This window comes from Saccharothrix sp. (assembly GCF_031180885.1).
In the GTDB taxonomy this organism is placed as follows: Bacteria; Actinomycetota; Actinomycetes; order Mycobacteriales; family Pseudonocardiaceae; genus Actinosynnema.
Map to the genome: position 1 here is coordinate 1 of NZ_JAPSLK010000061.1, position 13066 is coordinate 13066.

Below are 13066 nucleotides of genomic sequence, written 5' to 3' on the forward strand. Positions count from 1 at the left end.
GCGGCGCAAAAGCAGCGCCTGCGGCGCAAAAGCAGCGCCTGCGGCGCAAAAGCAGCGCCTGCGGCGCAAAAGCAGCGCCTGCGGCGCAAAAGCAGCGCCTGCGGCGCAAAAGCAGCGCCTGCGGCGCGGTGGTTACGGGAGTGGGGGGAGGACCGGCTCGTCGGTTGGCTTGGGGTCGAAGTCGACCGAGGAGTACTCGCGGAGCTTGGTCAGGCGGTGGAAGCCGTCGATCATGCGGACCGTGCCGGACTTCGAGCGCATCACGATGGACTGCGTGGTGCAGCCGCCCGCGCGGTAGTGGACGCCGCGGACCAGGTCGCCGTCCGTGACGCCCGTGGCGCAGAAGAAGACGTTGTCGCCGCGGACCAGGTCGTTGGTGGTCAGGACCCGGTCCAGGTCGTGGCCGGCGTCGATGGCCTTCTGGCGCTCCTCGTCGTCCTTCGGCCACAGCCGGCCCTGGATGGCGCCGCCCATGCACTTCAGGGCCGCCGCCGCGATGATGCCCTCGGGGGTGCCGCCGATGCCCACCAGCAGGTCGATGCCGGTGTTCGGGCGGGCCGCGGAGATGGCGCCGGCCACGTCGCCGTCGGAGATGAAGTGGATGCGGGCGCCCGCCTCGCGGACCTGGTGGACCAGGGTCTCGTGGCGGGGGCGGTCCAGGATGCAGACCGTCACGTCGTGGACGTCGCTGTGCTTGGCCTTCGCCACCCGGCGGATGTTCTCGGCGATCGGCACGGTGATGTCGATGACGTCCGCCGCCTCCGGGCCGACCGCGAGCTTCTCCATGTAGAAGACCGCGGACGGGTCGAACATCGCGCCGCGCTCGGCCACCGCCAGCACGGCCAGGGCGTTGGGCATGCCCTTGGACATCAGCGTGGTGCCGTCGATCGGGTCCACCGCGACGTCGCACTCCGGGCCGTCGCCGTTGCCGACCTCCTCGCCGTTGAACAGCATGGGCGCCTCGTCCTTCTCGCCCTCGCCGATCACGACCACGCCGCGCATCGAGACCGTGCCGATGAGCTTGCGCATGGCGTCGACCGCCGCGCCGTCGCCGCCGTTCTTGTCGCCGCGCCCCACCCAGCGGCCGGCGGCCATCGCCGCCGCCTCGGTCACCCGCACGAGTTCGAGCGCGAGGTTCCGGTCGGGGGCTTCGCGACGACGCTCGGACGGGCTGCTGCTGGACACCATGACGCTCCTCCTGCGGGTACCGGCCGGTAGGCCAATCCTCGCACGGTGTCAGGCGTCGGCCACGTCCTCCTCGGTCACAGCGAGTGCTTGATCGATCCTCTCGCGAGCGCCCGCGAGCTGCCGTTCACAGGTCTTCGCGAGGGCCTCGCCGCGCTCCCACAGCGCCAGCGACTCCTCCAGCGACAGACCACCCTGCTCCAGCCGCTTCACGACTTCGACCAGCTCATCGCGGGCCTGCTCGTAGCCAATCTCGTCGGTCAAGACGACAACTTCCCCAATCGGTTCTGGACGTGCACCACGACGGTGGCCACCGCCTGGTCGTAGCCGACGAACGCCTCGGCGAACTCCGCTCCGTCACCTTCGCGGACGGCGTCGTCGATGCGGTGCTCGGCCTCCACGACCCGCCTGCGGTGCACCGAGCCGTGCGACAGCCACCAGCGCATCCCGGCGTAGGACGAGGTCGCCTCGGACAGGTCGTGCAGCCGGTTGATCAGCGTCTGCCCGCCCGTCGTGCAGCCCGCGACCAGGGACAGCCAGCAGTCCGCCGCCGCCCGGTCCGCCGCCTCGGCGCGGTCGCGCACGGTGCGTGCGCCCTCGTCGTCCGCGTCACCGGCGGCGGACATCGTCAAGGGCAGGAACGTGGGCTCACGTGCCGGGTTGGGCACCTCCGCCTCCTTCCTCCGTGACGACCGCGTGCAAGGCCCCGTCTGCGACGCGAACCCTGAGGTGGGCACCCGCCGGGGCGTCCGCGACCGACCGGACCACACCGTCCACCCCGTCGGGCGTGACGAGCTGCACCACGGCGTACCCACGCGCCAGCGTGGCGGCAGGTCCGAGGGTCGTCAAGCGGGCGGTGGTGGCGATCAGGGCGGATGTTTCTGAATCGAGTCTGTTCCGGACCGCGCGCCGGCCGCGTTCGCGCCACTGCCCGACGTCCTGAGCGCGCCGGTCCAAGGGGCCGTAAGGGTCTGAAAGCGCAGGTCGGGTGCGTAGTGCGGCCAGCAGCTTGCGCTCGCGGTCGACCCACCCGTGCAGGGCGCGGCGGCTGCGGTCGCGCAGTTGCCGGACCCGTTCGGTTTCCTCCGCCACATCGGGCACGACGCGCTTGCCGGCGTCGGTCGGCGTGGAGCAGCGGACGTCGGCCACGTGGTCCACCAGCGGGGTGTCCGGCTCGTGGCCGATCGCCGACAGCACCGGTGTGCGGGCCTGGGACACCGCTCGGCACAGCGCCTCGTCGGAGAACGGCAGCAGGTCCTCCACGCTGCCGCCGCCGCGGGCCAGCACGATCACGTCCACCTCGGGGTCGCGGTCGAGTGTGGAGAGCGCGGTGAGGATCTGCGGCACCGCCGGCGCGCCCTGCACGGCCACGTTGACCACGCGGAACCGGGCGGCGGGCCAGCGGGCGCGGGCGTTGGTCAGCACGTCCCGCTCGGCGGCCGACGCGCGGCCGGTGATCAGCCCGATCTTGTTCGGCAGGAACGGCGGCCGGCGCTTGCGGCGCGGGTCGAACAGCCCCTCCGCGGCCAGCAGCTTCTTCAGCCGCTCGATGCGGGCCAGCAGCTCGCCGATGCCGACCTGGCGGATCTCGTCGACGCGCAGGCTCAGCGTGCCGCGGTTGGGGAAGTAGTTGGGCTTGCCGTGGACGACCACCCGGCTGCCCTCGGCCAGCTGCAGCTCGCGGACCATGCCGACGGGCGCGGTGAGCGTCATCGACATGTCGACCGACGGGTCGCGCAGGGTCAGGAACGCCGTCGCCGTGCCCGGGCGGGCGGACAGCTGCGTGACCTGGCCCTCGACCCAGACGTCGCCGAGCCGGTTGATCCAGTCGAAGATCTTGCGCGCGACCGTGCGGACCGGCCAGGGGTTCTCCGGTGTGGACTTCTCGTCGGTCACTGCTGCGCTTCGGTGCTCGGGTTGCCCGGGTTGCTCGGCGCGTCCAGGTTGGCGATGCGGCGGGCGAGCATGCCGGTGAACTCGGGGCGGCCCGCGTGGGTGCGCTCGTGCTCCAGCAGTTGCCGCAGGTCGTCGGCGGACAGCGTGCGCAGCCGGGCGCGCAGCTGGGGCAGCGTCAGCTCGTCGTAGTTGGGCAGCGCGGCGGGCGGTTCGGCGGCCAGCGCCTGCTCCTCAGCCTCCCACGGGTCGTGCGCGGGCTCCTCGTCGGGCTCGTCCTCCGGCTCGTCGAGTTCCTCGTCCTCGTCGAACGTGGCCCACTCGGGCTCCTCCTCGACCGGCCGCAGCACGGCCAGCGCGTCGTCGCCCTTGATTGCGAGTTCCGTCACCGTCTGCTGGACCCGCATGGACAGCTGCAACGCCTCGCTGACCACGGTCACCGGGAGCCCCGCGAGCTGCTGCGGGAGCTTCCGGGCCTGCTCGACGGCGGTGACCGCCAGTCCCGCGGCGAGGCGGACCGGCAGCGGCAGTGGCTTCATGGTGCCTAGCCTGCCGCAGTCTCCCTGAGGATGCCTAGCTCCGACGCGCCCGTACCCTGGTGGCATGGACAAGCGAGTGCTCCTGGCCAAGCCGCGCGGCTACTGCGCAGGCGTGGACCGTGCGGTCGTCACCGTCGAGAAGGCGCTGGAGCAGTACGGCGCCCCGGTGTACGTGCGCAAGGAGATCGTCCACAACAAGCACGTCGTGGAGACCCTGTCGCAGCGGGGCGCGATCTTCGTCAACGAGACGGACGAGGTGCCCGAGGGCGCGCTCGTGGTGTTCTCCGCGCACGGCGTGTCGCCGATGGTGCACGCCGAGGCGGCCGAGCGCGGCCTGAAGACCATCGACGCCACCTGCCCGCTGGTGACCAAGGTCCACAACGAGGCCAAGCGCTTCGCGCGCGAGGACTACGACATCCTCCTGATCGGCCACGAGGGCCACGAGGAGGTCGAGGGCACGTCCGGTGAGGCGCCCGACCACATCCAGCTCGTGGACACCGCCGAGGACGTCGAGAAGGTGACCGTGCGCGACCCGTCCAAGGTGGTGTGGCTGTCCCAGACCACGCTGTCGGTGGACGAGACCATGGTGCGCGTGCGGCAGCTCAAGGAGCGCTTCCCGGACCTGCAGGAACCGCCGTCGGACGACATCTGCTACGCCACGTCCAACCGGCAGACCGCGGTGAAGACGATGGCCCCGCAGTGCGAGCTGGTGCTGGTCGTGGGGTCGAAGAACTCGTCGAACTCGGTGCGGTTGGTCGAGGTGGCGCTGCAGGCGGGCGCGAAGGCGTCGTACCTGGTCGACTACGCCTCCGAGGTGGACCCGGCGTGGCTGGAGGGTGTGACGACGGTCGGCGTGACCAGCGGTGCCTCGGTGCCGGACATCCTGGTGATGGAGCTGCTGGAGTTCCTGGCCGGGCACGGGTACGGCGAGGTCGAGGAGATCACGACGGCGAACGAGAAGATCGCCTTCGCCCTGCCCCGCGAACTCCGCAAGGACATGGTCCGCTGACCTGAGTTCCCACAGTCACCGCCCCGGCCGGCTGCCCGCCGTGCCGGGGCGGTCGTCGTTCGTGGGTGTGTCAGTCGTCGGTGCGCGGGCGGGGCTTGCGCTGGGCCGGGCGGTCGCCCTTGGACGGGTCGCGGGGGCGGCGTGGGCGGTCGCCGGACGGGCGGCCCTCACCAGCCGGGCGGGGGCGCTTCGGGCGCGGCTCGTCCGAGGCGGAAGCCGGGGCGGCCGGCGTGCCGGAGGCGGGCTTCTTGCGGCGGGGGCGGTCCTCGTCGGACGTGGCGGCGGGGTCGCGGCGCTTGGGGCGGTCCTCGGCCGGGTCGCGGCGCTTGAGTTCGCGCTTCTCTTCCCTGGTCAAGCGGTTCGGGTCCTTCTGGGTCGACACCCGCAGGATGCCGATCAGGACCGTGCACAGGGTGGTGATGGCCATCGCCGGGAACCCGTCGATCAGCGGCTTGCCCAGCCCCAGCCCGATCGCCGTCAACCCGCCCGACGGCAGGCCCGACGTGAACACCACGACCAGCGGCACCACGATCGCCAGCACCAGCGGCGGCTGCACGACCGGGCCGAACATCGACCGGCGCTCCACGAACACCACCGCCCCGACCGCACCCACGAAGAACGTGATGGCGAACACCCACCCCACGGTCTTCGCGGCGGACGTCACGTCGATGTACGTCCCCACGATCGCCAGCACGAACGTGATGAGCACCGCGGCCCACCAGGGCAGACCCCGGAAGGAGCCGAAGAGGGCGCGGTCGTTCCAGCGGACGGCGTCCAGCTCCTCGTCCTCCGGCTCGCGCGTTGCAGCGGTCACGCCAACTCCTCGTTCGGCTCGCAGTGCCAACACACTCTATTACGCCTCCCGAGCCTCCAAGGGTGCACTGACGCCCTCTTCAGACCGCCGGACGACCGCCACGGGCTTGGGACTGGACGACGCCGCCGTCAACGGCTCCACCGCCGCCCGGAACCCCTCCAACGCGTCCAACTCCCGCCGCCGCGCCGACAAGAACCGCTGCAAGTGCGTGCTGGACAGGTTCACCGCGTCGATCGCCGCGTCCGCCGCCCGGTGCGCCGACGACGCCTGCGCCCGCACCTGCTCCACGTCGTCGGCCAACGCCCGGTCGGTCACCGCGAACAAAGCGGCCGAGGCGATGACCGCGAACCCGGTCGGCCCGCACAGGAACACCCGCCGGTCCAGCAGCCACCGCAGCAGCTCCGGGTCGGTGTCCAACGCCGCCACCACGGCCCCGTCGTTGGGCACGAACATGACCGTCCCGTAGATCGCGTCCGCCCACCGCTGGTAGCCCTTGCCCGCCAACTCCGCCGCCCGCGCCCGGATGTTGCGCACGTGCACGCGCAGCGCGTCGGCCCGCTCGGACGGGTCGTCGGTCTCCACCGCCTCCGCCCACGTGGCCATGCTCATCTTCGCGTCCACCGGCACCTGCCGGCCGCCGCCGACCTCCAGCACCAGGTCCGGCCGCACCGAGCCGCCGCCGGCGACGTCCACCTGGAGCCGGAAGTGCACGCCCTCGCGCAGCCCCAGCGCCCGCGCCGTCTCCACCAGCACCCGTTCGCCCAGCTCACCGCGCCCGCTGACGGACGAGAACGCCACCTCGTAGCGCTGGAGCGCGAGGTAGGTGGCGTCACCCCGCTCCCGTTCCTTCTGCACGGCGGCCAGCGCGGCGTCCGTGCGCCGGATGCCGTCCTGGTAGAGCCGCCACACGAACACGAGCGCACCGGCGAGCAGGAGCGCGACGACCACCGCCGCCGTCGTGAGGACCGCTGTCATGACCCCGATCATCGCGCACGTGGACCCGATCACACGTTCGAGCGACACGCCGAGTCGGTTACCGGGGACGGCCGGCGACCGCCCCTAGCGTGGGCCGCCATGCGGTTGCTGCACACGTCCGACTGGCACGTGGGACGGACGTTCCACGGCCGCGACCTGCTCGCCGAGCAGGAAGCGGTGCTGGGCGGGCTGGCCGACCTCGTGTCCGACGAGAAGGTCGACGTGGTCCTGGTCTCCGGCGACCTGTTCGACCGGGCGGTGCCCAACGCCGAGGCGATCGCCGTGTGCACGCGCGTGCTGGAACGCATCCGCGCGGCCGGCGCCCAGGTCGTCGTCACGCCCGGCAACCACGACTCCGCCGCCCGGCTGGGCCTGTTCGGCGGGTTCGCCGCGGCGGGCGGGCTGCACCTGCGGACCCGGGTCGCCGAACTGCACGAGCCGGTGCTGTTCAGCGACGCGCACGGGCCGGTCGCGGTGTACGGCATCCCGTTCCTGGAGCCGGAGACCGCGCGGCACGCGCTGGGCGTCGAGGGCCGGGGGCACGAGGCGGTGCTGACCGAGGCGATGCGCCGGGTCCGGGAGGACCTCGCGGCGCGCGAACACACCCGGTCGGTGGTGCTGGCGCACGCGTTCGTGACCGGTGGCGAGCCGAGCGAGTCGGAGCGCACGATCGCGGTCGGCGGGGTGCAGGACGTGCCGGCCGGGGTGTTCGCGGGTGTGGACTACGTGGCGCTGGGGCACCTGCACGGCCAGCAGACCCTGGCGGACGGCCTGCGCTACTCGGGCAGCCCGATGGCGTACTCGTTCTCGGAGTCCCAGCAGGTCAAGTCGGTGTGGCTGGTCGAGGTGGACGGGTCGGGGCTGGCGGGGGTGGAGCGGCGGATGCTGCCCGTGCCGCGGCGGCTGTCGACGCTGACCGGCGGCCTTGAAGAGCTTTTGGCCGACCCCGACCACACGCCGGTCGAGGACCACTTCGTGTCGGCGGTGCTGACCGACCCGGTCCGGCCGCTGGACGCGTTGCGCCATTTGCAGACCCGGTTCCCGCACGCGGTGCACGTGGAGTGGCGGCCGGAGGGCGGGCGGGTCGGCGAGCTGCGGTTCGCCGAGCGGATCCGGGGGCGCAGCGACGAGGAGATCGGGTGCTGCTTCCTGGAGGACGTGCGGGGCGAGCCGCCCAACGAGCGTGAACTGCTCCTGCTGCGGGAGGCGATCGCCGCGGCGGCGCGGGAGGAGGCGTCGTGAAGCTGCACCGGCTGGAGGTCACCGCGTTCGGCCCCTACGCGGGCCGCGAGGTGGTGGACTTCGACCTGCTGGGCGCGGACGGGCTGTTCCTGCTGCACGGCGACACCGGCGCGGGCAAGACGACGTTGCTGGACGCGGTGGCGTTCGCGCTGTTCGGCCGGGTGCCGGGGGCGCGCAACGAGGCGAAGCGGCTGCGCTGCGACTACGCGGACCGGGACACCGCGACCGAGGTCGCGCTGGAGCTGACCGTGCGCGGGCGGCGGTTCCGGGTGGTGCGCAGCCCGGAGTACGACCGGCCGAAGAAGCGCGGCGACGGGTTCACCCGGCAGAACGCGAAGGCGTCGCTGACCTGGATCAGCGGGTGGGACGGCGAGGGCCACAGCCGCGTCGACGAGGTGGCGCGCGAGGTCGAGGGCCTGCTCGGGATGACCGCCGAGCAGTTCTTCCAGGTGGTGCTGCTGCCGCAGGGCGAGTTCGCGAGGTTCCTGCGCGCGGACACCGCCGAGCGGGAGAAGCTGCTGGAGCGGCTGTTCGGGACCGAGCGGTTCGTGGACGTGGAGAAGTGGTTCCGCGACCGGCGGGTGGAGCGCGGGCGGGAGTTGGAGCGGCTGCGGCTGGCCAACCGGGACCTGGTGCAGCGGGTGGCGGAGGTGTCCGGGGAGGACGTGCCGGAGGACGGCGGCGACCCGGAGTGGCTCAGCTCGCTGGTGAAGCGGCTGGCGGAGGCGGAGCGCGAGGCTTGCGCGCGGGCGCGGGAGACGGCCGGGGCGCGGTCGGCCGCGGAGGCGGCTTGGCGTCGGGCGGACGAGTTGGCGGCGCGGGTGTCGCGGGTGCGGGGGGCTCGGGACGCTCTGGCGCGTTGTGCGGAGATCGAGCCGCACCGGGTGGCTTGGGTGCGGGAGCGGGACGCGGCGCGGCGGGCGTCGGTGGTGGTGCCGGCGCGGGATGCGGTGGCGCGGCTGGAGCGGGCGCTGTCTTCGGCGGTTGCGCAGGAGTCGGCTGCGGCTCGCGCGCTGGCCGACTTGGGCTACGCGGGCGGGCTTGGTGCTGGCGCGGGCGGGGCCGGCGGGCGCGGGTCTGGTGCGGGCGCGGGTGGGCTTGGCGCGGGTTCCGGGAGTGCTGGGGCGCGGCCTCCGGCCCCCGGTTCCATTGTCCCAGGGGGGTACGACAATTCTGCCGGGCTTGGAGTTGCCGCGGCGGAGTTGCGGGCGGAGGGGGAGCGGTTTCGGGAGGAGGCTGGTGGGCTGACTCGGTTGGCCGAGGAGGCCCGGCGGCAGCGGGAGGACCGGCGGCGGCTCGTGGAGTTGGAGAAGCGTGCGCGGTCGGCGGCTCAGCGGTTGGATCGGTTGGTCACCGCGTTGGCCGAGGTGCCCGATCGGCTCGTCGCGGCCCGTGCCGAGGCTGAAGAGGCCGCGCTGGCGGCCGCCCGGCTCGATGCGGTCGCGGCGAAGGCGTTGGCGGCCAAGGAGATCCCGGGTGCCGAGACCGCCGTGCGGGTTGCCGACGATGCCCGGCGGGTCGCCGTCGATGCCCACCAGAAGGCGCGGGACGTCCTGTTGCAGGTCCGCAAGCAGCGTCTGGACGGCATGGCCGTCGAACTCGCCGCCGCCCTGCGCGCGGGCCGCGCGTGCCCGGTGTGCGGTTCCAAGGAGCACCCCACGCCCGCCGAACCGATGCTCAACGCCGTCACCGGAGCCGACGAGGACCGGGCCGCCGACACCGAGCAGGCCGCCGCGGACCGCCGTGCCGCCGCCGAGAAGTCGTTGCAGGAAGCCGAAAACCGGCTGGCGGCGCTGCGCGAGGTGGTCGGCGACCAGGACCCGGGCGCACTCGTGGCCGAACACGACTCCGTGAAAAGGCTTGCCGCCCAACGGGACCAGCGCGCCGCCGCACTGTCCGAACTGGAGCGCCAGGTCGAGGCCGCCACCGCCGACCGGGCCGCGCTGGAGCGCGAGGTCGCCGAGCTGACCACCCGGCACGTCGAGCTGTCCGAGACCGTCCGGGAACGCGCCGACCGCCTGGAGGAGGCCCGCGGCGACTTCCCCGACGTCACCGCCCGCCGCGCCCACCTGCTCGACCTCGCCGACGCCCTGGCCACCCTCGCCGAGCGCCGCACCGCCGTCGCCGAGTGCGAGGAGCGCCTGGCCGAGCAGCGCGTCGAGGTGTCCCGCCTGGCCGCCGAGGCGGGCTTCGCGGACGTCGCCGACGCGGTCGCCGCCGTGCGCACCGACGACGCGGTCGAGGCCCTGGAGACCCGCATCCGCAAGGTCGAGGACGCGAAGGTCACCGCCGAGTCCGTGCTGGCCGAACTGCCCGACGTCGACCCGGACACCGAGGTCGACCTGGCCGGCGCGGAGTCCGCGTTCCGCGCCGCCACCGCCGAAGCCGAACAGGCCGCGGCCGCGTTGGCCGCCGCCCGCCGCGACGCCCGCCGGGCCGAAGCGCTGGCCGAGCAGCTCGCCGCCGCGTGGGTGGAGTTGGAGCCCGTCGAGGCGGAGTACGCCGAACTGGCCGCGCTCACCGACGTGATCAACGGCCAGGGCCAGAACGCCAAGAAGATGACCCTGCGCACGTACGTGCTGGCCGCCCGGCTCGAAGAGGTCGCGGTGGCCGCGAGCGCCCGCCTCGAACGCATGAGCCAGGGCCGGTACCGGTTCGTGCACTCCGTGGAGGCCGGTCCGCGCGGCACCCGGGGCGGCCTGGGGCTGGACGTGCTCGACGACTACTCCGGCCGCCAGCGCCCCACCAAGACCCTGTCCGGCGGCGAGTCGTTCCTGGCGTCGCTGGCCCTGGCCCTGGGCCTCTCCGACGTGGTCGCGTCCGGCGCGGTGCTGGACACCCTGTTCATCGACGAGGGGTTCGGCACGCTGGACGCCGACACCCTCGAACTGGTGATGACGGTCCTGGACGAACTCCGCGCCGGCGGTCGCGTGGTAGGCCTGGTGTCACACGTGGAAGAGCTGCGGCAACGCATCCCGACCAGGCTTCGGGTCCGCAAAGCACGCGGCGGTTCGTCCCTGGAGGTGGTGGCGTGAGCACCTACCGCTCGGCTTTCCCCATGCTGGTCTGCGACGACCTGACCCGTTCCCTGGCGTTCTACCAGGACGCCCTGGGCTTCTCGATCACCTACCGCTTCCCCGCCGAGGGCGACCCGGTGTACGTGGCGGTCTCCCTGCCCGACGGCTCGCGGCTGGGCCTGGGCCAGGTCGCCCCGGACGGCCGGGGCGTGCACGGCCGTCCCCAACGCCCGACCGCGGGCCACCGCTTCGAGCTGTGCGTCTACCACGACGACGTCGACGCGGCGGTGACCGAGCTGGCCGCGCAGGGGCATCCCGTCCTGCTGGAACCCGCCGACACCCCATGGGGTGAACGCGTCGCCTTCGTCGCCGACCCGGACGGCAACCCGGTCATGATCACCCGCGAGGCCCTGACGAGCTAGGCCGCCTCGTCGGTCGGCGACAGCAGGTCGCCCCGGTACGCGGCGGCCTGCAGCTCGAACAGCTCGTGGTAGTGGCCTTCCAGGGCCATCAGCTCCTCGTGGGTGCCCTGTTCGACGATCTTCCCCTTGTCCAGCAGCACGATCCGGTCGGCGTTGCGGATGTTCGCCAACCGGTGGGTCACCAGGATGGTCGTCCGTCTGGCCGCCGCCTCCCGCAACCCCTCGAACACCCTCGCCTCGGCCTTCGCGTCCAGCGCTGCGGTGGGCTCGTCGGCCACCAGCACCGCCGCGTCCCGGTACATCCCGCGCGCGATCCCCATCCGCTGCCACTGGCCCCCGGACAGGTCCTGGCCGTCGTTGAACTGCCGGGACAGCACGGTGTCCGCGCCCGAGGGCAGGGTGGCCAGGACCTCGTCCGCCCCCGACCGCCGCACGGCGTCCTCCCACGCCGCGTCGTCCTCCCGGTCCAACCGGCCGACCGTGACGTTGCGGCGGGCGGTCATGGGCCACTGGGCCGGGTCCTGGGCGATGACCGCGATGGAGGAGTGCACGGAGGTCTTGTCGGCTTCGGCCAGGTCGACGCCGTCCCACCGGACCACCCCCTCGTCGACCGGGTACAGGCCGGTCAGGACCTTGCCGAGGGTGGTCTTGCCGGAACCGTTCTCGCCGACCAGCGCGATGACCTCGCCGCGGCGGACGGTGAGGCTCACGTCGTCCAGCGCGGGGGTGTCCTTGCCGGGATAGCGGAACGTGACGTGCTCCAGGGTGATCAGCTCCGGGTCCGCCGGGGCCTTCGTGGGGGACGAGCCCTGCGCCCGTTCCGCGCCCTCGACCAGCAGTTTCCGGTAGAAGTCGATGTAGAACGAGTCCTCGTAGATCGCGTTGACCGCCCGGGTCGTGGTCGACAGGGACGAGAAACCGGTGCGCATCGCCAGCAGGGCCGTGCCGGCGAGCGCCAACTCCATGCCGCCCGAGTACAGGAGCACGCCGAGCACCGCGTACGCGAAGCCGGTGCCGAGGCCCGCGAGCGCCCGGCCGGTGAGGCGGACCAGGTTCGTCTTGTGCGCCATGCGGATCTCGTCGCCCATCAGGGAGTCGGCGATCCGCCGGTGCTCGGCCAGGAGGCGTTCCTGGAGGGTCAGGGCGTGGCGTTCGAGGGCGAAGTCGCGGTCGGTGGCGACCTCCTCGACCACGCCCTTGCGGATGTTGCGGGTGACCGAGTCCAGGAAGTGCTCGTACCGCAGCTTGGACACCCGGGCCGAGGCCCACGCGTTCGCCACCGCCGCGAGCAGCAGCGCGGGCGCCAGCCACGGGTGCAGCAGGCCGACCGTGACGATCGCGGCGATCATCGTGATGCACGACGACACCAGGTCCGCCAGGTAGCGCAGGCTGCTCTCCAGGCTGCGGACGCCGTGCCGACCGCCCTGGCGGGCCAGTTCCCGGAAGTCGGCGTCCTCGAACGCCAGCAGCTCCGCCCGCACCAGCACGGCGGTGACCTCGTCGTTCGCCGCCCGCGACACCCTGGGCCGCAGCGAACTCTCCACGGCCGCCACGGCGGTGTCGAGGAGGGCGCGCGCGGCGTACGAGCCGACCACGACCGCCAGCGCGGGCAGCGACTCGGCGACCCGCTGCGGAGTGGGTTCGTCGCGCAGGAGGGCGGCGAAGACGTCCGCCGTGGCGAGCAGCCCGAACGCGGTCACGCACCCGCTGAGGACGTGCACCGCGGCGGCGGCGAGGGTGAGCTTCGGCGAGGTCCGCCAGGCGAGCCGGATGACCACGCGGATCGCTTCGGGCAGGCTGCGCAACGCCTTGCCGAGGCTGACCGTAGCGGCCTTGCGCCCCACCTTGGCCCACTTGGGCGTGGAGATGTTCTCCACCCCGATCAGCACGGAGGTCATGCTGTCCAGGTAACGCCTGTCCCGGTGTGCCGTGCCACCCGTTTCGCTCATAGCCGCAGCTCAGCGGCTGGC

General features: G+C 72.9%; 12 protein-coding genes. 4 read left to right on the forward strand and 8 right to left on the reverse strand.

Features of this window, described 5'->3' with window-relative positions:
* Positions 1-132: 132 nt before the first annotated feature.
* Genes glpX through RIN75_RS37355 form a run of 5 tightly spaced genes read right to left on the reverse strand, consistent with a single transcriptional unit; the run spans position 133 to position 3617 of the window.
* Positions 133-1188 (reverse strand): class II fructose-bisphosphatase, encoded by a 1056-nt coding sequence (gene glpX, locus RIN75_RS37335; protein WP_309116819.1) that lies wholly within the window; start codon positions 1186-1188, stop codon positions 133-135.
* A gap of 48 nt (positions 1189-1236) precedes the next feature.
* Positions 1237-1449 carry an exodeoxyribonuclease VII small subunit gene (locus tag RIN75_RS37340; protein WP_121223068.1) on the reverse strand — a complete coding sequence of 71 codons (213 nt, stop codon included), beginning with the start codon at positions 1447-1449 and terminating at the stop codon, positions 1237-1239.
* Positions 1446-1853, reverse strand: coding sequence for a sugar ABC transporter substrate-binding protein (locus RIN75_RS37345; protein WP_309116820.1), 408 nt, complete (start codon positions 1851-1853; stop codon positions 1446-1448). The genes RIN75_RS37340 and RIN75_RS37345 overlap by 4 nt, the downstream gene beginning before the upstream one ends.
* Positions 1834-3081, reverse strand: coding sequence for an exodeoxyribonuclease VII large subunit (gene xseA, locus RIN75_RS37350; RefSeq protein WP_309116821.1), 1248 nt, complete (start codon positions 3079-3081; stop codon positions 1834-1836). The genes RIN75_RS37345 and xseA overlap by 20 nt, the downstream gene beginning before the upstream one ends.
* The gene (locus tag RIN75_RS37355; RefSeq protein WP_309116822.1) at positions 3078-3617 is read right to left on the reverse strand and encodes a lipid droplet-associated protein; all 540 of its coding nucleotides are present in this window, start codon (positions 3615-3617) and stop codon (positions 3078-3080) included. The genes xseA and RIN75_RS37355 overlap by 4 nt, the downstream gene beginning before the upstream one ends.
* Before the next feature lie 64 nt (positions 3618-3681).
* On the opposite strand from RIN75_RS37355, the gene RIN75_RS37360 reads away from it, so the two are divergent.
* Entirely contained in the window at positions 3682-4626 is a 945-nt protein-coding gene (locus RIN75_RS37360; protein ID WP_309116823.1) for a 4-hydroxy-3-methylbut-2-enyl diphosphate reductase, read from the forward strand.
* Between the two features lie 70 nt (positions 4627-4696).
* Here RIN75_RS37360 and RIN75_RS37365 read toward each other — a convergent pair whose 3' ends face one another.
* Positions 4697-5440 carry a DUF6542 domain-containing protein gene (locus RIN75_RS37365; RefSeq protein WP_309116824.1) on the reverse strand — a complete coding sequence of 248 codons (744 nt, stop codon included), beginning with the start codon at positions 5438-5440 and terminating at the stop codon, positions 4697-4699.
* A 39-nt stretch (positions 5441-5479) separates the two neighbouring features.
* The gene (locus RIN75_RS37370) at positions 5480-6415 is read right to left on the reverse strand and encodes a DNA recombination protein RmuC (RefSeq protein ID WP_309116825.1); all 936 of its coding nucleotides are present in this window, start codon (positions 6413-6415) and stop codon (positions 5480-5482) included.
* A 99-nt stretch (positions 6416-6514) separates the two neighbouring features.
* Here RIN75_RS37370 and RIN75_RS37375 point away from each other — a divergent pair, with 99 nt between their 5' ends.
* From RIN75_RS37375 to RIN75_RS37385, 3 genes are read left to right on the forward strand one after another with little or no spacing between them, the layout of a single operon-like run.
* Complete coding sequence (locus RIN75_RS37375) at positions 6515-7657, forward strand: exonuclease SbcCD subunit D (RefSeq protein WP_309116826.1); 1143 nt, start codon at positions 6515-6517, stop codon at positions 7655-7657.
* On the forward strand, positions 7654-10692 hold the full coding sequence (locus RIN75_RS37380; RefSeq protein WP_309116827.1) for an SMC family ATPase: 3039 nt from the start codon (positions 7654-7656) through the stop codon (positions 10690-10692). The genes RIN75_RS37375 and RIN75_RS37380 overlap by 4 nt, the downstream gene beginning before the upstream one ends.
* Positions 10689-11096: a VOC family protein gene (locus RIN75_RS37385; RefSeq protein ID WP_309116828.1), complete on the forward strand. Its 408-nt coding sequence runs from the start codon at positions 10689-10691 to the stop codon at positions 11094-11096. Before RIN75_RS37380 ends, RIN75_RS37385 begins: the two co-directional genes overlap by 4 nt.
* On the opposite strand, the gene RIN75_RS37390 is transcribed toward RIN75_RS37385, so the two are convergent.
* On the reverse strand, positions 11093-13045 hold the full coding sequence (locus tag RIN75_RS37390; protein WP_309116829.1) for an ABC transporter ATP-binding protein: 1953 nt from the start codon (positions 13043-13045) through the stop codon (positions 11093-11095). The genes RIN75_RS37385 and RIN75_RS37390 overlap by 4 nt on opposite strands.
* Positions 13046-13066: the final 21 nt, after the last annotated feature.